The sequence below is a fragment of the Bacillus thuringiensis genome, assembly GCF_001182785.1.
Taxonomy (GTDB): Bacteria; Bacillota; Bacilli; order Bacillales; family Bacillaceae_G; genus Bacillus_A; species Bacillus_A thuringiensis_S.
In genome coordinates this window covers 5,080,534-5,100,976 of the sequence record NZ_CP012099.1, presented here as the reverse complement: position 1 = coordinate 5,100,976, position 20,443 = coordinate 5,080,534, and the positions used below count along the sequence as shown (strand labels likewise).

The window sequence follows — 20,443 nt, the reverse complement described above, 5'->3', positions numbered from 1 at the left end:
GATATTGGAGATCACTTCGTACTATTGAGGTAGCGAGTGTGAAATGAAGATAATTGATTGAAACTTTGGAGGGGTAAAAATGAAAGTAGTAATAGCATCTGATCACGGCGGTATGAATATCCGCAAAGAACTTGTAAGTTTATTAGAAGAGTTAAATATTGAATATATTGATTTAGGTTGTGAATGTGAAGCTGGTTCTGTTGATTACCCTGACTTTGCGTTTCCGGCAGCTGAAATGGTAGCGAATGGTGAAGTAGATCGTGGTATTTTAGTTTGTGGGACAGGCATTGGTATGTCAATCGCAGCAAACAAAGTAAATGGTATCCGTTGTGCGTTAGTTCATGATACTTTCAGCGCGAAAGCAACGAGAGAGCATAATGACACTAACATGCTAGCAATGGGCGAGCGTGTAATTGGTGCTGGCCTAGCACGTGATATCGCGAAAATCTGGTTAACAACTGACTATGAAGGTGGTCGTCACGAAAACCGTGTAGGAAAAATTAAAACATACGAAACAAAGTAATAGATTCTAACTATCAGTAGTGTGAAATATAATTTGGTGAACCAACCTGTGAAAGGAAGAGGCGTAATGACAGAAATCGTAAAGGTAAGAGAACAGCTACAAATGTCGCTTTCTGATTTCCAAGAACAAGCTTTATTACAAAGCGGTCAAATTTTTGTAGTGGGTTGTAGCACGAGCGAAGTGCTAGGCGAAAGAATTGGAACATCAGGAACGATGGAAGTAGCAGAGGCGATTTTTTCTGAGTTAAAACAATTTCAAGAGCAAACAGGTATTGAATTAGCGTTTCAATGTTGTGAGCATTTAAACCGTGCTTTAGTGGTTGAGAGAGAAGTAGCGATAAAATATCAATTTGAAATTGTAACAGTTACGCCTGTTAGATCAGCAGGTGGTGCATTAGGGACATATGCGTATCACAATTTGAAAGATCCGGTAGTAGTTGAGTTTATTAAAGCAGATGCAGGAATGGATATTGGTGATACATTTATTGGTATGCATTTAAAACATGTAGCTGTTCCGGTTCGTACAAGTGTGAAGGCAATTGGAAGTGCACATGTAACAATGGCCAAAACACGTGGAAAACTCATTGGTGGAGCACGTGCTGTTTACGCGGTGGCGGAAGAGACTACCACTTGCCGTTAAATATGAGAAATTAGGAAGTCATATAGTAGCTGTTTATCATAAGATAAAAGGTATGTTGTCTGACTTTATAGTATAAGAAAGAAAAGACCGATTTTCGGTCTTTTTTTTCTTTTATGATATAGAAAGTCATGTTAGAATGTAGTTGAAAACATGAAGGTTCGAAAGAATTACAACCTGAATTTTCGTTTTTTCTGAATAAATAAGAAAAAACTGTTGGGAATTGATGTAATTCGTTCAGAAAAGGGGGATTTTGGTGGATCATTTAAAACGTCAAGATGAGAAGGTATTTGCTGCAATTGAGGCAGAACTAGGAAGACAGCGTTCAAAGATTGAGTTAATTGCTTCGGAAAACTTCGTAAGTGAAGCAGTAATGGAGGCGCAAGGTTCTGTTTTAACGAATAAGTATGCTGAAGGATATCCTGGAAAACGTTACTATGGTGGCTGTGAACACGTAGACGTGGTAGAAGATAGCGCACGTGATCGCGCGAAAGAAATTTTTGGTGCAGAGCATGTAAATGTTCAACCGCATTCTGGTGCACAAGCGAACATGGCAGTATACTTCACGATTTTAGAGCAAGGCGATACAGTACTTGGTATGAATTTATCTCATGGTGGTCACTTAACACACGGAAGCCCTGTTAACTTCAGTGGAGTACAATATAATTTCGTAGAATATGGCGTGGATGCTGACTCTCACCGTATTAATTACGATGATGTATTAGCAAAAGCGAAAGAACATAAACCAAAATTAATCGTTGCAGGTGCAAGTGCATATCCTCGTGTTATCGATTTCAAACGATTCCGTGAGATTGCAGATGAAGTGGGTGCATACTTTATGGTTGATATGGCACATATCGCTGGTTTAGTAGCTGCTGGTTTACATCCAAACCCAGTACCACATGCACATTTCGTTACAACGACAACACATAAAACATTACGTGGTCCACGTGGTGGTATGATTTTATGTGAAGAGCAATTTGCAAAACAAATTGATAAATCAATCTTCCCTGGTATTCAAGGTGGTCCACTTATGCATGTAATCGCTGCAAAAGCTGTTGCATTTGGTGAGACACTACAAGATGATTTTAAAACATATGCACAAAATATCATTAATAATGCGAACCGCTTAGCTGAAGGTCTTCAAAAAGAAGGACTTACACTTGTTTCTGGTGGAACAGACAATCATTTAATCCTGATTGATGTTCGTAACTTAGAAATCACAGGTAAAGTAGCAGAGCACGTATTAGATGAAGTTGGTATTACAGTGAACAAAAATACAATTCCATTTGAAACAGCAAGCCCATTTGTAACAAGTGGTGTACGTATCGGTACAGCAGCTGTTACATCTCGTGGTTTCGGTTTAGAAGAAATGGATGAAATTGCGTCACTTATTGCTTATACATTAAAAAATTATGAAAATGAAGCTGCATTAGAAGAAGTACGTAAGCGTGTAGAAGCGTTAACTAGCAAATTCCCAATGTATCCAAATCTATAATAAATTGAAGAAGACTGCTGAGACTTAATTGTTTTGGCGGTCTTTTTTTTGTGGACATATATTATTTTTAAAGTATGTATACAAATGATGAATAAATTTTGGCGATATAATGAAGGATACAGCTCCCATAATTGGTAAAGATACTAGATAGATTCATCGTAAAATCATGGTTTTGCCAAATTTGCCCTTGAATATTAGTAGCGTTTTCTTTACAATCGTAAATAGTGTAAAAAAGCGTGCAAACGCATGAATATCATCTAAAGGAGAGATTCACATGGGAAAACTGTATGTATTTGATCACCCGTTAATTCAACATAAGATTACATATATTCGCGATAAGAATACAGGTACGAAAGATTTTCGTGAATTAGTGGACGAAGTAGCAAGCTTAATGGCTTTCGAAATTACTCGCGACCTTCCGCTTAAGGACATTGAAATTGAAACGCCTGTAAGCAAAGCGACAACAAAAGTGATCGCTGGTAAAAAACTTGGTTTAATTCCGATTTTACGTGCAGGTTTAGGAATGGTTGATGGAATTCTGAAATTAATTCCAGCAGCAAAAGTAGGACACGTTGGTTTATACCGTGACCCTAAAACATTGCAACCGGTAGAATACTATGTGAAACTTCCAACGGATGTAGAAGAGCGTGACTTTATCGTACTAGATCCGATGTTAGCAACAGGTGGTTCTGCGGCTGAAGCAATTAACTCTCTGAAAAAGCGCGGTGCGAAACAAATTAAATTAATGTGTATCGTTGCAGCTCCAGAAGGGGTAAAAGTAGTACAAGAAGAACATCCTGATGTTGATATTTATGTAGCAGCATTAGATGAAAAATTAAATGACCACGGATATGTAGTACCAGGTCTTGGTGATGCTGGTGACCGTTTATTCGGAACGAAGTAAGACAACTGACGAGCAGGGGGGATTCCTCTGCTCGTTTTTTTTGACTGTAAGCAAGTAGTGGAGGGGGGAGGATAAATATACATCGTATATACAACATAAGTTGCATACACATCACATATAATATAGAAGTCTTACGTCTGAGGAACACTATATTATGGAAGAAAAGCGTTATATCTCGAAAATATAATAGTGACAAACTTGTGAACATTTCCTTCTATTATAAAGAGAAAACTGTTAGAAATTGCATATATGTAACCAGTATTTAGAAGGGGAACGTTTTCATTTTTGGGAGGAAATGCCTAATACTCAAATTTTTAGATTTTTTACGATTTCTCGTTGACACTGTTAATACCCTATTGTATGCTAACAACGGGGATAGATGGTAGGGCTTTCAGTGACAAAATTACATCTATTCCGTGACGAAAATGTAAACTTTTTGTTTTGTATAGGATTTATGCAAAAAAATGAGTTATTATTAACACATCGTGAATGAGGGTTACATATTGGAGGGATGAATCCTTGCAAAAAAACGATCGCAGCCATATAAAAGCATATGCTTTAATGTCAGGAATTCTTGCTCAGTTAGTCGGTTCTATACTTGTTGGAATCTTTGGTGGGCAGTGGATTGATAATAAGGTTGGAACGTTTCCATTGTTTCTTATTATAGGGTTATTACTCGGGTTAGGAACAGGGGTATACGCAATGATTCGACTCATTCGACATTACTATTCGGGAGAGCAATGATGATAGACGTACATGGACTTGTCCAAAGACAAAAGAAATATATGTACTACTTGCTTGCGCTTCTAGTGCTAGGATGGGGATTTACCTCTTACAAGGATGTATTTCTTGGGCTGATTATCGGAACGATTTTCAGTTTTCTTAGTTTGCGCATCATTGCACGTAGAACAGACAAGCTGTTAGATCGCGTAACAAATGGAGAAAACGTGAAGTTTAAGGCGACAGCTGTAAGTACATATTCAAGATTCGCCACGATTGGGTTATTAATTTTATTTGCAGCCAAATATCAAGAGTTAATTGCGATGTGGGGCTTAGGTGTAGGATTGCTGACAGGATACCTTGTCATGATCATAGATTTTCTTTATTTAGAGTATAAGAGCAGGGAAGAGAGGTGAATTACTAGTGGAACACGGTAAATTAGTTGAATTTCTAGGTTTAACGTTCGATTTGTCATCAGTTATGATGGTTACTGTAGCAGCAGTTATTGTTTTCTTAATCGCTGTTATCGGAACTCGCAGCTTAGCTCTTCGCCCAACCGGGATGCAAAACTTCATGGAATGGGTGTTTGACTTCGTGAAAGGGATTATCAATAGTACGATGGACTGGAAAACAGGTGGACGTTTCTTAACGCTTGGCGTTACGCTTATCATGTTTATCATCGTATCGAACTTCCTTGGTTTACCATTCATGTATTCAGCAACTGAAGCTGGCGAACATATTGCATGGTGGAGGTCACCAACGTCTGATCCAGCAGTTACATTAACATTAGCCGTGATGGTAGTTACCCTCACCCATTATTATGGAATTAAGATGAAGGGTACGAAAGAGTATGTTAAAGGTTATTTCCAACCTATGAAATTCTTATTCCCATTAAAGGTTATTGAGGAGTTTGCTAACACATTAACGTTAGGTCTTCGTTTATTCGGTAACATTTATGCAGGTGAGATCTTATTAGGATTACTTGCTAAGTTAGGCGGGGCATCATTCCTTGGAGCATTAGGTGCGCTTGTACCAATGTTAGCATGGATGGGATTCAGTGTATTCGTTGGATCAATCCAAGCATTTATTTTCGTTATGTTAACGATGGTTTATATGGCTCATAAAGTAAGTCATGACCATTAATATAATTTAAGTAAGAAAAAATTTATTTTTTTATAATACAAAGGAGGACAAATTAAATGAGTTTAGGTGTAATCGCAGCTGCAATTGCAATTGGTTTATCAGCATTAGGTGCAGGTATTGGTAACGGTCTTATCGTATCACGTACAATCGAAGGTGTTGCTCGTCAACCAGAATTAAAAGGCGCACTTCAAACAATTATGTTCATCGGGGTTGCTTTAGTTGAGGCACTTCCAATCATCGGTGTAGTTATTGCATTCATCGTAATGAACAAATAAGGGAGACTCCCCTTACATAGATGGCGAAGAGTGTTTTTCCGAACTTTCTTCGCCATTGCTTTATGAACGAAACGTATGTCTTTTTTTTCATATGATCAATTTAGATATTTTGAAGGGAGTGAATCCTTGTGCCAACTTTATTATTAGGAGCTGCCATTCCATTTGGAACGATTGCTTATACATTGTTCATTTTCTTAATTCTATTAGTAATGCTACGCAAATTTGCGTGGGGTCCTTTAATGGGAATTATGAAAGAACGTGAAGAGCATGTTACTAATGAAATCGACGCTGCAGAAAGAAGTAACGCTGAAGCGAAGAAGTTAGTAGAAGAACAACGTGAAATGTTAAAACAATCACGTGTTGAAGCACAAGAGTTAATCGAAAGAGCGAAAAAACAAGCTGTAGATCAAAAGGATGTTATTGTTGCTGCTGCGAAAGAAGAAGCGGAATCAATTAAAGCATCTGCTGTACAAGAAATTCAACGCGAAAAAGAGCAAGCGATTGCTGCTTTACAAGAACAAGTCGCTTCTTTATCTGTTCAAATTGCTTCTAAAGTAATTGAAAAAGAATTAAAAGAAGAAGATCAAGTTAAGTTAATTCGCGATTATATTAAAGAAGTAGGAGAAGCGCGATGAGCAATGGGATTGTAGCAAAACGTTATGCTGTCGCTCTTTTTAAAATTGCAAAAGAAAAACACGTATTAGAAATGTTTGAAGAAGAATTACGCCTTGTACAAAACGTTTATGTAAAGAACGGAGAACTACATAGCTTTTTAACGCAACCAAACATTTCAAAAGAGCAGAAGAAAACGTTTCTTGCAAACGTATTCGGATCTGTTTCTGAATCAATTTTAAATACGTTATATATTTTAATTGATAACAAGCGTATTGATATCTTACCTGAAATTGCAGATGAATATGTTGTTCTTGCTAATGAAGAACGTAACGTAGCGGATGCAACTGTATATTCTATTCGTCTTCTATCTGAAGAAGAGAAGCTTAACATTGCAGAAGCATTTGCAAAGAGAACGGGAAAAGATGCAATTCGCGTGAAAAATGTTGTAGATGAAGATTTACTAGGCGGAATTAAAGTACGCATTGGAAATCGCATTTATGATGGAAGTTTACAAGGGAAATTAGCACGTATTCAGCGTGAATTAATGAAGAATAGATAGGGGTGAAGCACATGAGCATCAGAGCTGAAGAAATTAGCGCACTGATAAAGCAACAAATCGAGAACTATCAGTCTGAAATCGAAGTTAGTGATGTTGGTACAGTTATCCAAGTTGGTGACGGTATTGCGCGTGCTCATGGTCTTGATAACGTTATGGCTGGTGAGCTTGTAGAGTTCTCTAACGGCGTTATGGGACTAGCACAAAACTTAGAGGAAAACAACGTAGGTATTATCATTTTAGGACCTTACACAGAAATCCGTGAAGGTGACGAAGTTCGTCGTACTGGTCGCATCATGCAAGTACCAGTAGGAAAAGAACTAATTGGTCGTGTTGTAAACCCATTAGGTCAACCAGTTGATGGTTTAGGCCCAATCAATACAACAAACACTCGTCCAATCGAAAGTCCAGCACCAGGTGTAATGGATCGTAAATCTGTTCATGAGCCACTTCAAACAGGTATTAAAGCGATCGACGCTCTTGTACCAATTGGCCGTGGTCAACGTGAGTTAATCATCGGTGACCGTCAAACTGGTAAAACAGCAGTTGCACTTGATACAATCATTAACCAAAAAGATGAAGATATGATTTGTATCTATGTAGCTATCGGACAAAAAGAATCAACTGTACGTAACGTAGTAGAAACACTACGTAAGCACGGTGCATTAGAGTACACAATCGTTGTAACTGCATCTGCTTCTCAACCAGCTCCATTATTATACTTAGCTCCTTATGCTGGTGTAACAATGGGTGAAGAGTTCATGTACAATGGTAAACACGTATTAGTAGTATATGATGACTTATCAAAACAAGCAGCGGCTTACCGTGAGCTGTCATTACTATTACGTCGTCCTCCAGGTCGTGAAGCTTATCCAGGGGATGTATTCTACTTACATTCTCGCTTATTAGAGCGTGCAGCAAAATTAAGTGATGCAAGAGGCGGCGGTTCTTTAACTGCACTACCTTTCATCGAAACACAAGCAGGGGACGTATCAGCATACATCCCAACAAACGTAATTTCTATTACGGATGGACAAATCTTCTTACAATCTGACCTATTCTTCTCTGGCGTACGTCCAGCGATCGATGCGGGTACTTCTGTATCTCGTGTAGGTGGATCTGCTCAGATTAAAGCAATGAGTAAAGTATCAGGTACACTTCGTCTTGACCTTGCATCTTACCGTGAGTTAGAAGCGTTCGCGCAGTTCGGTTCTGACCTTGATAAAGCAACTCAAGCGAAATTAAACCGTGGTGCTCGTACTGTTGAGGTATTAAAACAAGGATTACACAAACCGTTACGTGTAGAGAAACAAGTTATCATTCTTTACGCTTTAACACGTGGATTCCTAGATGATATCCCAGTAGTAGATATCACTCGTTTTGAAGAAGAATTCCATGCTTGGTTAGATTCTAATGCGACTGACTTATTAGAAGAAATCCGCACAACTAAGAAACTTGCGGATGACGACAAATTTGCAGCAGCAATTAACGGATTTAAAAAAGTATTCGTAGCTTCTGAATAATAATAATAAAAGTGAAGCCGACTGTTTAGCCTCATCGGCTAAGAGGCAGAACTAGATTAATAAAAGCGGAAGCGGCTCGTACAAGCCGCCGACGCTAGATAATATATAAGGCATCTCAGACTCTGAGATTGCTGACGGTTATGTAAAGGAAAAGAGTAGGTGCACCTATTCTTTTCCTTCAATCATGAGCAAGAATATCTTGCAACGTAGATTAGGAAGAGGATTCTTACTAATCGTGCCAACTTCCGGAAAAAAGGTGGTGAAAACCTGTGGCATCTTTACGCGATATAAAAGCGAAGATTACCTCGACAAAGAAAACGAGTCAAATTACGAAGGCGATGGAGATGGTATCTGCATCTAAGTTAAACCGTGCAGAGCAAAATGCTAAATCTTTCGTTCCGTATATGGAAAAGATTCAAGAAGTAGTAGCGAGCATTGCGCAAGGAAGTAAAGGAATTAATCATCCAATGCTAAATGCGCGTCCTGTAAAGCGTACAGGATACATCGTTATTACATCTGATCGCGGACTAGCAGGTGGTTATAACAGTAACGTATTACGTACAGTAAGTAACGTAATTCGTGAACGTCATAATATGGATTCAAATCAATATTCAATTATTGTACTTGGACGACTAGGACGTGATTATTTAAAACGTCGCGGCTTTAACATCATTGATGAAGTAGTTGGATTATCTGACCACCCATCATTTACTGACATTAAAGATCTTGCTTCTCGAGCAATTGCGATGTTCGCAGATGGTGCTTATGATGAGCTGTATATTTACTACAACCATTACGTAAGTAAAATTTCACAAGAAGTAACGGAAAATAAAATTTTACCGCTTACTGATGTGGCGTCTGACAAACCGACGACAGCTTATGAATTCGAACCTTCTGAAGAAGAAATTTTAAAAGTATTATTGCCACAATACGCAGAAAGCTTAGTGTACGGTGCATTACTAGATGGTAAAGCAAGTGAGCACGCAGCGCGTATGACAGCAATGAAGAGTGCTACAGACAACGCAATGGAAGTTATCGATTCACTTACACTTTCATTCAACCGTGCGCGTCAGGCAGCGATTACGCAAGAAATTACGGAAATCGTTGGTGGAGCAGCAGCGTTAGAATAGTATTAAAAAGCGTAAGCGGTTCGTTCAGAATGAGAGGGGGATGGAGCTTTTGACGTAGAGGCGATTTGTGCCTCATAGGAAAAAGCGAAGCCACCGAACATTCTAGCCGCTGGAACTAGATTCAATAAAAAGTGGAAGCGGCTCTTTCAAAAGAGTCGCGTAAGCTAAACTAATAAAAAATTAAAAGCCGACTTCTCTTAGAAAGCTGGCTAATTAAAAGAAAGCTAGGAGGGAACCCGATGAATAAAGGGCGCGTTACGCAAATCATGGGTCCGGTTGTAGACGTTAAGTTTGATGGCGGAAAGCTACCAGAAATCTACAACGCCCTTACGGTAAAACAAAGCAACGAAAACGGAGCAAGCATTAACTTAACATTTGAAGTTGCACTTCATTTAGGTGATGATACAGTTCGTACAGTTGCGATGTCTTCCACAGATGGACTTGTTCGTGGCACAGAAGTAGAAGATACTGGTAAAGCAATCTCTGTACCAGTTGGTGATGCAACACTTGGTCGTGTATTCAACGTATTAGGTGATGCAATTGACTTAGATGGTGAACTTCCTGCGGATGTACACCGTGATCCAATTCACCGTCAAGCACCTGCATTCGAAGAATTATCTACTAAAGTAGAAATTCTTGAAACTGGTATTAAAGTAGTAGACTTACTTGCTCCTTACATTAAGGGTGGTAAAATCGGTCTATTCGGTGGTGCCGGCGTAGGTAAAACAGTATTAATTCAGGAATTAATTAACAACATCGCACAAGAGCACGGTGGTATCTCAGTATTCGCTGGTGTAGGTGAGCGTACTCGTGAGGGTAATGACTTATACCACGAAATGAGCGATTCGGGCGTAATCAAGAAAACTGCGATGGTATTCGGACAAATGAATGAGCCACCTGGAGCACGTCAACGTGTTGCATTAACAGGTTTAACAATGGCTGAGCATTTCCGTGATGAGCAAGGACAAGACGTACTTCTGTTCATCGATAACATCTTCCGTTTCACGCAAGCGGGTTCTGAAGTATCTGCCCTTCTTGGTCGTATGCCATCTGCGGTAGGTTACCAACCAACACTTGCAACAGAAATGGGTCAATTACAAGAGCGTATTACATCTACAAATAAAGGGTCTATCACGTCTATCCAAGCGGTATATGTACCAGCCGATGACTATACTGACCCAGCACCAGCTACAACGTTCGCTCACTTAGATGCAACAACAAACTTAGAGCGTCGTTTAACGCAAATGGGTATTTACCCAGCCGTAGATCCATTAGCATCTACATCTCGTGCACTTTCTCCAGAAATCGTAGGAGAAGAACATTATGAAGTAGCTCGTCAAGTACAGCAAACTTTACAACGTTATAAAGAGCTTCAAGATATCATCGCTATCTTAGGTATGGATGAGTTATCTGAAGAAGATAAGTTAGTTGTACATCGTGCTCGTCGTATTCAATTCTTCTTATCTCAAAACTTCCACGTAGCTGAGCAGTTTACAGGTCAAAAAGGTTCTTACGTACCTGTAAAAAATACAGTTAGTGGTTTCAAAGAAATTCTAGAAGGAAAATATGATGACCTTCCAGAAGATGCATTCCGCCTTGTTGGTAGCATTGAAGAAGTTATTGAAAACGCGAAGAAAATGATGGCGTAAGGCCTTAGGAGGGACGAAGTATGAAGACATTTCCAGTCAGTATTGTAACTCCTGATGGACCGGTTTACGAAAAAGAAGTAGAAATGGTAAGTGTAAAAGCAGAGAGTGGGGAAATGGGGATCTTACCAGGTCACATTCCAACTGTTGCACCATTAAAAATTAGTGCAGTTCGTCTGAAAAATGGTGGACACACTGATTATGTAGCAGTAAGTGGTGGCTTTATCGAAGTTCGTCCAGATAAAGTAACTGTATTATCATCATCTGCTGAAGAAGCAAACCATATCGATATCCATCGTGCAAATGAAGCGAAGCGTCGCGCTGAGCAACGTATGCAAGATAAACAAGCACATGTTGACTTTAAACGTGCAGAAATGGCATTACAACGTGCTGTGAACCGTTTAAATGTTTCTGATATGAAGTAAAAAAATCCGTAAGGGCCTTGCCTTTACGGATTTTTTTTGTGTATTTTATGGATAATTTTACAAAACTGGTATAATTATATTGATGCTTGTATAAGTAGAAGTGTACAACAATTTATATTTTATGAAGGGGATGAATCAATGATCGGTGAAATGAAACGAGAAGCATTGTACTCTTTAAAGGGAAAATGGGGACTAGGTGTTGGATCAACGATTTTATATTTTATTTTAAGCTATGTCGTTTCGATGGCTGCAATGCTTATACTTTTAATTCCAGGAATTATTATATTTTTCTTAGTTGTTAGCTTAGCTGGGTCAGTTGAGGCGGAAACGATGTCAATTGGAGCAGCTATTACATTTGGGATTTTCTATTGCATAATGATTATTTTGAGTAATGCATCTTATGGTATTACCTCATACGGTTACACGAATGTGTTTCTACAAATTAGTAAACGAGAAGATGCTAAAGTAGATTACTTGTTTGAAGGGTTCCGTGGTTTTAAAAGAATGATGAAAACAATGTGGGCAATGCTTGCGATTTTATTATATACAGGTACATGGATTCCGATGTTGTTAACAGGTTTATTCATATTCTTAGGTGAAGAAGGAAATTTGTCGTTTACAATTGCTTTCTTCGTACTATTAGCAATTTCAATTGTTGGTATGATTGTGATGTATTTTTCTTATGCACTGACGTACTATGTGATGATTGAAAATCCAGAATATAGTGTTTCGCAGGCGATGAAGGAAAGTAAGAATCTTATGAAGGGTCATAAGTTAGATTTGTTTCTTTTATGGCTGAGCTTCATAGGATGGGCTGTTTTAGCGCTTCTTACTTTTGGAATAGGATTTCTTTGGCTTAGTCCGTATATGAGTACAACGACCGCACACTTTTATCGCTACATTTCAAAAGGTGAATTTCAATAGGAACATGCTATACTAATAGAATTATTGTGTATAGGAGGCGAGGCTACGCATGATTAGTGATTTAAAAGGAGAAGCACTAGATTCATTAGAAGGGAAATGGGGATTAGCTGTTGGAGCTACACTGCTCATTTCAATTCTTATCACAGCTTTTGATTTTAGTGTTGATTGGGGATTTTCTTTAATTTTTGGTTGGCAAAAAACAAATGGTTCAATTTCAATGAATATTCTTACATTTTTTGTTACTGGACCGTTAACTTTAGGTGGATATTACCTTGGTTTAAATATCCTTCGTGAAAATCAAGCTAGTATCGGTAATGTATTCATTTGGTTTTCAGAGGGAAAGAGATTTCTAAAATCATTTTTATTATATTTATTAGTAAATCTTTATCTTTTCTTATGGACGTTATTGTTCATTATTCCAGGTATTATTAAATCATTTTCTTATGCGATGACATACTTTATTATAAACGATCATCCTGAGTATTCACTGAACCAAGCTATTACAGAAAGTCGTCGTATGATGGATGGACATAAGATGGAGTATTTCATTTTATGTTTAAGTTTTATCGGTTGGTTTATATTAAGTTGTATTACGTTAGGGATTGGATTCTTATGGTTAATTCCATATTTCTATACGACATCTGCAGCTTTTTACGAAGAGATCGCAGAAGAATATTATGAGAAAAATATTTAGCGCTATAAAACCCCCAGTATGAATTATTTGTTCATACTGGGGTTTTTTTGTAGAAACTTTATAAATTGATTGCTAGTAAGTGGTTTACTGAAATAGTAACCTTGCATATATTTACAGTTATGTTTTTGCAGAAACTTAAGTTGTTTTTCGGTTTCAATCCCTTCGGCAACGACTGAAAGATTTAAAGTATTTGCGAGGGAAAGGATTGTAGAAACGATGGCTCGTTCTTCAGGACGATGATCGGCTAATTGTGTGAATTCTCTCGGTACTTTTAATGTGTCGATTGGAAAAATTGATAAATAAGCAAGAGAAGAATACCCAGTACCGAAGTCGTCAATGGAAGTTTGGATACCGTATTCTTTTAATTGCTTCAGTCTTAATAACGTTTCTTTCTCGTCAATCATTGCAATTCTTTCTGTTAATTCAAGGGTTACATATTTTGGATCGACTTGCACGTCGTTTAATATTTGTGAAATGTTTTCGATTAATTGATCTTGCCGGAACTCTTTTGCGGATAAATTAACACTTATTTTTAAATTTTGGTATCCAAAAGTATGCCATATTTTTAATTGGAGACAAGCTTCTTGTAATACCCAATGTCCAAGTGGGACTACTTGTGGCGTCTCTTCTACAATTGGAATAAACTCACATGGTGAAATGTCACCTAATAGCGGGTGTTTCCAACGTATTAAAGCTTCAGCACCGATAATTTTATTTGTTGTCGTATCAATTTGTGGTTGATAGACGAGATAAAATTCTTTGTTTACTAAAGCGATTGGTAAATCTTTTTCAATTCGAGCTTTTCGTTCTATTTTTTTATATAGTTCTTTCGTGTAAAGAGAGCTACCGTTTTTCCCTTTATTCTTTGCTTCGTACATGGCCATATCAGCATGCTGCAAAATGGATAGTGGATCTTCACCTGCTTCAGGATATATTGCAATTCCGATACTCGGTGAGATTTGTAAATGTTGATTTTCGATTTCAAATGGCTCATTCATGGCCGCTACAATCATATCAGCTATTTTTTGGACATCTGGCTTTTTTTTGTAATTCTCGATAAGGATTGTGAACTCATCTCCAGCTAGCCGCGCGAGTTTCATATTTGATGTTGATATTCTTTCGAGCCTTTTTGCTACTGCGATAAGCAATAGGTCTCCTACTCGATGACCGAGGGTATCATTAATAACTTTAAAACGGTCTAGGTCGAGAAACATAACAGCGAAAGGCTTTTTCGATATTTTTGCTCGTGCAATTGCCTGTTCTAAATGTTGATGAAATGCACGACGATTTGCAAGCTCTGTTAAAGTATCATGGTATGCTAGGAAATTAATTTGTTCTTGTTGTTGTTTGCTTTCCGTAATATCTTTAATCATTAAATAAACCCCAGAAATTTTCTCCTTTAAAAAGATCGGTACGGCGGTAACGTGCAAGTAGTAAATATCTCTGTTTTTATGGTACGCCCTTATTTCTAAAGAGATAGAATATCCCTTTTTTACACGATGAAAGGCGTTAATCATTTCTTCTAAATCTTCTTCGTATATGAGTGAATAGTAAGGCTGGTTTAATAATTCATTCGTTTGATAACCAAGTAAAGTAGTACCAGCGTTATTTACTTTGAGAAAATTACCGTACAAATCTAATGTAAAGATTGGATCTGGATGATGCTCGTATAAAGATTTAAACATTTGTTGATTATGATAGAGTTCATTTTTCTGTTCTACTAAATCTTCTGTACGTAGTTTAATTTGTTTCTCGAGTTCTGAGTTGAATTGCATTTGAGCTAGCAATAATATTTTATTTTGTTTTCGAACTAAACTATGACGTATGAGAACGAAAGAGAAAGTTATTATAAGTCCGATTACTATAATAGGTGCAAAAACGTATTCAACTAATATAAAAACAATAAGCATTACTACCGAAATATACGGTAATGATAATCGGATTGATTCACCAATTTTAGGCGTTAGTAGTACTTGTTCTTGTTTTTCAGGCTCTTTTGTATGGAGAATACAGGCGATTGCTACTAGCACTAAGGTTACTTGATAGAAAGGGGTAACTGTAAACATAGAATACTCTGGTGTGAAGTATTTTATATAAGCATAAATTGCATCTGTAGTAGCATATAAAATTAAAGCACTGCCAAGAAGTGCACCGACCTTTTTAGGTAATAAGGATAGTGGTTTGAATAAAAGGTTGATTCCTATTAAGAGAAAGAGTAAATCAGCCATTGGATAGGTAAGTTGAACAAATATGTCGATATAGGATGTTGTAAAGATGTGAATGGTTCGTTCAATAAGTAAGTAGTAACTTAAAGTAAATTGGGCTGTAACGATAATACAAATATCACATAGCATAAAAAGTTTTTCTAATAAATCTCGGTTATAAATGATTTCGTATAGAAAGGCAAATGCAAAACTAACTAAAAAAAGTAAGTAAAAAAAATCAGACGGATCAACGAACGTATAGAAGTCCTTTACAATTAAACGCTGATAGGCAACGACTATATCACCGATAAAATAAGAGAGAGCTCCAACAGATAATATAATCCAAAATAAACGAGGTAGCCCTTCTTTCATGTTTGAAAAGTAAAGTATATAACTACAAGCGATAATATCAATTAATAGGGTACTCATTCCGATTAATAGCTGAAAAGGAAATGAGTATTCATATAGAAAAGGCATCGCTACGTAGTGAATCGTTATAGACAGCAATACAATGCTTATAAGAATACTTACATGTGTTTGTTTTTTCATTTATATCACCTACGGTTTCTTGAAAAGCATATATAAGTTTTATATTTATTTTGCACAGTTATAGCGAGTTGTAAAAATAGATTTTAATAATTCTTGTTTCTGTCTCCCAACATATCGACATAGGAATTTGAAGTTTGCTATAATGATTAGAATAGTTGTATTATTTAGAAAAATTTAAAAATAATAATTACTGCAACTAGGACATATTGTTTACTATGTGAACTTGTTCTTAATTTAGGGGGGAGGGTTTCACAATGGCAAGTGTATATGAAAATAGTTATATGATCGTTTTGATTTTCTTGCTATTAGGTATATTGCTGCCGGTAGTGGCTCTTACATTAGGAAGGATGCTGCGCCCAAATAAACCAAGTGCAGCAAAGGCGACGACGTATGAGAGTGGAATTGAGCCTTTTCATGATGCAAATATTCGGTTTCATGCTCGTTATTATATTTTCGCTTTATTGTTTGTGATCTTTGATGTAGAAACTTTATTTTTATATCCTTGGGCTGTTGCGTATGACAAGCTAGGTTTATTTGCATTAATTGAAATGCTCATCTTTGTTGTAATGTTGCTAGTTGGATTAGCGTATGCTTGGAAAAAGAAGGTGTTACAATGGTTATAAATTTTGAGGAATTACATCCAAATGAGCGAGCAGAATTAGAACGAAACATCTTTTTTTCTACATTGGAACAGTTGAAAGGATGGGCGAGGAGCAATTCTTTATGGCCGATGACATTCGGACTGGCGTGCTGTGCAATTGAAATGATGGGAGTAGGCTCATCACATTATGATTTAGATCGATTTGGGTCATTTTTTCGGACTTCACCAAGGCAATCGGACGTCATGATTGTATCGGGAACAGTAACGAAGAAGATGGCTCCTATTGTTCGGCGTTTATATGATCAAATGCCCGAACCGAAATGGGTTATTGCGATGGGATCTTGTGCGACAGCAGGTGGTCCGTATGTAAATTCATACGCTGTTGTGAAAGGTGTAGACCAAATCGTACCAGTTGATGTGTATATTCCTGGTTGTCCCCCAAATCCGGCTGCTTTAATTTATGGAATTAATAAATTAAAAGAAAAAATTCGTTACGAAGCAAAGACCGGGAAGCAGGTGACGAATAAATGAGTAATCCAAACAAAGATTTAGAGGATCTGAAAAAAGAAGCAGCTAGGCGTGCAAAAGAAGAAGCGAGAAAACGCCTTTTAGCGAAACACGAGGCGGAAATAAGTGAGCTTGAGGCAGAAGATCAAGAAAAAGAGAAAGCGCTACCAAAAAATAATGATACTACTATAGAAGAAGCAAAACGACGTGCAGCAGCGTTAGCGAAGCAGAAAAGAGAAGGAACAGAAGAAGTAACGGAAGAAGAAAAAGCGAAAGCGAAGGCGAAGGCAGCAGCGGCAGCAAAGGCAAAAGCGGCGGCGTTAGCAAAGCAGAAAAGAGAAGGAACAGAAGAAGTAACGGAAGAAGAAAAAGCGAAAGCGAAGGCGAAGGCAGCAGCGGCAGCAAAGGCAAAAGCGGCGGCGTTAGCAAAGCAGAAAAGAGAAGGAACAGAAGAAGTAACGGAAGAAGAAAAAGCGAAAGCGAAGGCGAAGGCAGCAGCGGCAGCAAAGGCAAAAGCGGCGGCGTTAGCGAAGCAAAAAAGAGAAGGAACAGAAGAAGTAACGGAAAAAGCGAAGGCGGTGGCAGCAGCAAAGGCAAAAGCGGCAGCATTAGCGAAGCAGAAAGCCTCGCAAGGTGATGGGGATTCGGGAGATGAAAAGGCAAAGGCAATTGCAGCGGCAAAAGCGAAAGCAGCAGCTGCTGCAAGAGCGAAGACAAAGGGAGCTGAAGGTAAGGAAGAGGATGAGTCGAAGCAGGAAGAACCGTCAGTAAATCAGCCGTATTTAAATCAGTATGTTGAGGCTATTAGGGAGAAGGTAGGAGAAGGGGCATTAGTAGATTCCTACATTAATAAACTGTCAAAGGATGTGCCAACTCTTGTGGTGGATCCTGCAAAATATTATGAAGTGATGGAGTCACTGCGATTCCATGAGGGACTTGCTTTTGATTATATGTCAGAGCTACATGCGACGGATTTTGTGACACATATGGAAGTGTATGTTCATTTGTTTTCATATGGTAAGAAACAATCGGTAGCGGTGAAGGTAAAGCTAGACCGGGAAGCGCCGCAAGTCGAATCTGTGACAGCGCTTTGGAAAGGGGCTGACTGGCCGGAGCGAGAAGCGTACGATTTGCTCGGTATTGTATTTAAAGGGCATCCGAATTTAACGCGTATTTTAATGCCAGATGATTGGGTAGGATATCCACTTAGAAAAGACTATGAACCGTATGATGTGGAGGTGTAGCTATGATCCGCACGGAAGAGATGCTTTTGAATGTAGGACCTCAGCATCCGAGTACACATGGTGTGTTCAGGCTCGTAATTAAGATTGACGGGGAAATTATTAAAGAAGCTACACCGGTTATTGGGTATTTGCATCGCGGGACGGAAAAGATTGCTGAGAGCTTACAGTATACGCAAATTATCCCTTATACAGATCGAATGGACTATTTATCAGCCATGACGAATAATTACGTCATTTGCCATGCTGTAGAGACGATGATGGGGCTTGAAATTCCGGAGCGTGCCGAATACTTGCGAGTACTTGCGATGGAGCTAGGAAGAATTGCGAGCCATCTCGTTTGGTGGGGGACGAATCTTCTTGATATAGGAGCGGTAAGCCCGTTTTTGTACGCGTTTCGTGAACGAGAGATGATTATAAATTTATTAAATGAATTATGCGGGGCACGGCTTACTTTTAACTATATGAGAGTTGGCGGTGTGAAGTGGGATGCACCAGATGGTTGGATTGAAAAGGTGGAAGAGTTTGTTCCGTATATGAGAGAGCAATTGGCAGGTTATCATGATCTTGTTAGCGGTAATGAGATTTTCTTAAATCGTGTGAAAGGCGTTGGTATATATAGCCCGGAAGAAGCGATTTCGTATTCTTTAAGCGGAGCAAATTTGCGGTGCACCGGGGTAAACTGGGATCTTCGCAAAGATGAGCCGTATTCGATTTATGATCGTTTTGATTTTGATATTCCTGTTGGAAACGTGGGAGATGCTTGGGATCGCTACGTTTGCCGAATGCAAGAAATCGAGGAGTCTTTAAAGATTGTTGAGCAAGCGGTTCAGCAGTTCCCGAAAGAGGGAGCTGTGCTGGCAAAAGTACCGAAAATTATTAAGGCACCTAAGGGAGAAGCGTTCGTACGTATAGAATCGCCGCGAGGAGAGATTGGTTGTTATATCGCTAGTGACGGAAAGAAAGAGCCGTATCGTTTGAAGTTTCGTAGGCCATCTTTTTATAACTTGCAAATTTTACCGAAATTATTGAAAGGTGAAAACATCGCTAATTTAATTACGATTTTAGGTGGAGTTGATATTGTACTTGGGGAGGTTGATGGCTAATGATTGAGACGCTCTTACAATCACCTTCAAGCTGGACGAATTTCTTCATTTTTTTCGGATTAGCGGTACTTCTACTATTTGCAGTCCTTGGCTTCGTTACATATGGAATTTTGGCAGAACGGAAAGTGATGGGGTTTATGCAAGGGCGGATTGGACCAAATCAGGTTGGAGGCCGATTCGGTTTACTGCAAACGGTAGCTGATGTTTTAAAACTATTATTGAAAGAAGATAGTATTCCGAAAGCAGCAGATAAACCGCTGTTTATATTAGCGCCTGTCATTGCATTTGCACCAGCATTTATGGTGCTTGCAGTTATCCCGTTCACTGATAAATTTCAATTTGCAGATATTGGAGTCGGGCTACTTTATTATATTGCTGTTTCCGGTATTACGACGATAGGTGTCGTAACTGGGGGATGGGCATCGAATAATAAGTACTCCCTTTTAGGAGGGATGCGTGCGGCGGCGCAAATGATTTCTTATGAGATTCCGCTCGTAATGAGTGTAATTGGTATCGTTTTGCTAGCTGGTAGCCTGAATTTAAATGAGATTGTAGCGGCGCAGGAGAAGGTTTGGTACATTTTCGTACAGCCAATTGGCTTCGTCGTTTTCTTAATTGCAGCAGTTGCAGAGTTAAATAGGACGCCATTCGATTTGCCAGAAGCGGAGTCAGAACTTGTTTCTGGATATCATACGGAATACTCAGGTTTTCGCTGGGCGTTTTTCATGCTTTCAGAGTACGTATATTTCTTCGGGATGGCATCGTTAATTACAGTGCTCTTTTTAGGCGGATGGAATCCAGTCATGTTTCTTGGATTTATCCCAGGTGCCGTATGGTTTGCTTTGAAATTTAGTAGTGTAGTCTTTCTATTAATTTGGTTCCGCGTTACGTTCCCGCGTATAAGAGGTGACCAGTTAATGGAGTTTGGATGGAAAGTATTATTGCCGATTGCACTTGCAAATATTTTCTTAACGGCATTGATTAAGGAGTTATTCTTCTAATCTATGAGGGGGGTGCCAGTAA

Annotated in this window: 23 protein-coding genes; 22 read left to right on the top strand and 1 reads right to left on the bottom strand. The window is 38.5% G+C overall.

Annotation, left to right across the window (positions count from 1 at the left end; translation table 11 throughout):
- Positions 1–79: 79 nt before the first annotated feature.
- From rpiB to AC241_RS26310, 17 genes are all read left to right on the top strand, one after another.
- Positions 80–523: a ribose 5-phosphate isomerase B gene (gene rpiB, locus AC241_RS26390; protein WP_000869542.1), complete on the top strand. Its 444-nt coding sequence runs from the start codon at positions 80–82 to the stop codon at positions 521–523.
- Positions 524–589: 66 nt separating this feature from the next.
- Positions 590–1,162 carry a TIGR01440 family protein gene (locus AC241_RS26385; protein WP_016079651.1) on the top strand — a complete coding sequence of 191 codons (573 nt, stop codon included), beginning with the start codon at positions 590–592 and terminating at the stop codon, positions 1,160–1,162.
- A 253-nt stretch (positions 1,163–1,415) separates the two neighbouring features.
- A complete protein-coding gene (gene glyA, locus AC241_RS26380; RefSeq protein ID WP_050844750.1) occupies positions 1,416–2,657 on the top strand; it encodes a serine hydroxymethyltransferase in 1,242 nt (413 codons plus the stop codon).
- Between the two features lie 274 nt (positions 2,658–2,931).
- Positions 2,932–3,561, top strand: coding sequence for a uracil phosphoribosyltransferase (gene upp / locus AC241_RS26375; RefSeq protein ID WP_000517539.1), 630 nt, complete (start codon positions 2,932–2,934; stop codon positions 3,559–3,561).
- Between the two features lie 379 nt (positions 3,562–3,940).
- Positions 3,941–4,054: a DUF4024 domain-containing protein gene (locus tag AC241_RS26370; protein WP_000232962.1), complete on the top strand. Its 114-nt coding sequence runs from the start codon at positions 3,941–3,943 to the stop codon at positions 4,052–4,054.
- A 26-nt stretch (positions 4,055–4,080) separates the two neighbouring features.
- Positions 4,081–4,305: an AtpZ/AtpI family protein gene (locus AC241_RS26365; RefSeq protein WP_001171223.1), complete on the top strand. Its 225-nt coding sequence runs from the start codon at positions 4,081–4,083 to the stop codon at positions 4,303–4,305.
- Entirely contained in the window at positions 4,305–4,697 is a 393-nt protein-coding gene (locus AC241_RS26360) for an ATP synthase subunit I (RefSeq protein WP_000567600.1), read from the top strand. The genes AC241_RS26365 and AC241_RS26360 overlap by 1 nt, the downstream gene beginning before the upstream one ends.
- Positions 4,698–4,704: 7 nt before the next feature.
- Positions 4,705–5,424 carry a F0F1 ATP synthase subunit A gene (gene atpB / locus AC241_RS26355; RefSeq protein WP_000399870.1) on the top strand — a complete coding sequence of 240 codons (720 nt, stop codon included), beginning with the start codon at positions 4,705–4,707 and terminating at the stop codon, positions 5,422–5,424.
- 56 nt (positions 5,425–5,480) lie between these two features.
- Complete coding sequence (gene atpE / locus AC241_RS26350; RefSeq protein ID WP_000052064.1) at positions 5,481–5,699, top strand: F0F1 ATP synthase subunit C; 219 nt, start codon at positions 5,481–5,483, stop codon at positions 5,697–5,699.
- 128 nt (positions 5,700–5,827) lie between these two features.
- On the top strand, positions 5,828–6,334 hold the full coding sequence (gene atpF, locus AC241_RS26345; RefSeq protein WP_001142615.1) for a F0F1 ATP synthase subunit B: 507 nt from the start codon (positions 5,828–5,830) through the stop codon (positions 6,332–6,334).
- A complete protein-coding gene (atpH, locus tag AC241_RS26340; RefSeq protein WP_000064682.1) occupies positions 6,331–6,873 on the top strand; it encodes a F0F1 ATP synthase subunit delta in 543 nt (180 codons plus the stop codon). Before atpF ends, atpH begins: the two co-directional genes overlap by 4 nt.
- Positions 6,874–6,884: 11 nt before the next feature.
- The gene (gene atpA, locus AC241_RS26335; RefSeq protein WP_000027521.1) at positions 6,885–8,393 is read left to right on the top strand and encodes a F0F1 ATP synthase subunit alpha; all 1,509 of its coding nucleotides are present in this window, start codon (positions 6,885–6,887) and stop codon (positions 8,391–8,393) included.
- 269 nt (positions 8,394–8,662) lie between these two features.
- Positions 8,663–9,523 (top strand): F0F1 ATP synthase subunit gamma, encoded by an 861-nt coding sequence (atpG, locus tag AC241_RS26330; protein WP_000157703.1) that lies wholly within the window; start codon positions 8,663–8,665, stop codon positions 9,521–9,523.
- Between the two features lie 239 nt (positions 9,524–9,762).
- The gene (gene atpD / locus AC241_RS26325) at positions 9,763–11,172 is read left to right on the top strand and encodes a F0F1 ATP synthase subunit beta (protein ID WP_002123794.1); all 1,410 of its coding nucleotides are present in this window, start codon (positions 9,763–9,765) and stop codon (positions 11,170–11,172) included.
- A gap of 20 nt (positions 11,173–11,192) precedes the next feature.
- Positions 11,193–11,594, top strand: a complete 402-nt coding sequence (gene atpC, locus AC241_RS26320; RefSeq protein WP_000847214.1) for a F0F1 ATP synthase subunit epsilon — start codon at positions 11,193–11,195, stop codon at positions 11,592–11,594.
- Between the two features lie 36 nt (positions 11,595–11,630).
- Complete coding sequence (locus AC241_RS26315) at positions 11,631–12,518, top strand: DUF975 family protein (protein WP_105434383.1); 888 nt, start codon at positions 11,631–11,633, stop codon at positions 12,516–12,518.
- A gap of 49 nt (positions 12,519–12,567) precedes the next feature.
- Positions 12,568–13,212 carry a DUF975 family protein gene (locus AC241_RS26310; RefSeq protein WP_016079654.1) on the top strand — a complete coding sequence of 215 codons (645 nt, stop codon included), beginning with the start codon at positions 12,568–12,570 and terminating at the stop codon, positions 13,210–13,212.
- 23 nt (positions 13,213–13,235) lie between these two features.
- Here AC241_RS26310 and AC241_RS26305 read toward each other — a convergent pair whose 3' ends face one another.
- Positions 13,236–15,965 carry a putative bifunctional diguanylate cyclase/phosphodiesterase gene (locus AC241_RS26305; protein ID WP_050844749.1) on the bottom strand — a complete coding sequence of 910 codons (2,730 nt, stop codon included), beginning with the start codon at positions 15,963–15,965 and terminating at the stop codon, positions 13,236–13,238.
- Between the two features lie 254 nt (positions 15,966–16,219).
- Here AC241_RS26305 and nuoA point away from each other — a divergent pair, with 254 nt between their 5' ends.
- Genes nuoA through nuoH form a run of 5 tightly spaced genes read left to right on the top strand, consistent with a single transcriptional unit; the run spans position 16,220 to position 20,421 of the window.
- Positions 16,220–16,588, top strand: coding sequence for an NADH-quinone oxidoreductase subunit NuoA (gene nuoA / locus AC241_RS26300; protein ID WP_000179273.1), 369 nt, complete (start codon positions 16,220–16,222; stop codon positions 16,586–16,588).
- Entirely contained in the window at positions 16,579–17,097 is a 519-nt protein-coding gene (nuoB, locus tag AC241_RS26295; protein ID WP_000236331.1) for an NADH-quinone oxidoreductase subunit NuoB, read from the top strand. The genes nuoA and nuoB overlap by 10 nt, the downstream gene beginning before the upstream one ends.
- The gene (locus tag AC241_RS26290) at positions 17,094–18,317 is read left to right on the top strand and encodes an NADH-quinone oxidoreductase subunit C (RefSeq protein ID WP_050844748.1); all 1,224 of its coding nucleotides are present in this window, start codon (positions 17,094–17,096) and stop codon (positions 18,315–18,317) included. Before nuoB ends, AC241_RS26290 begins: the two co-directional genes overlap by 4 nt.
- Before the next feature lie 2 nt (positions 18,318–18,319).
- Positions 18,320–19,420, top strand: a complete 1,101-nt coding sequence (gene nuoD / locus AC241_RS26285; RefSeq protein WP_029443660.1) for an NADH-quinone oxidoreductase subunit NuoD — start codon at positions 18,320–18,322, stop codon at positions 19,418–19,420.
- Positions 19,420–20,421 (top strand): NADH-quinone oxidoreductase subunit NuoH, encoded by a 1,002-nt coding sequence (gene nuoH, locus AC241_RS26280; protein WP_000573426.1) that lies wholly within the window; start codon positions 19,420–19,422, stop codon positions 20,419–20,421. The genes nuoD and nuoH overlap by 1 nt, the downstream gene beginning before the upstream one ends.
- Positions 20,422–20,443: the final 22 nt, after the last annotated feature.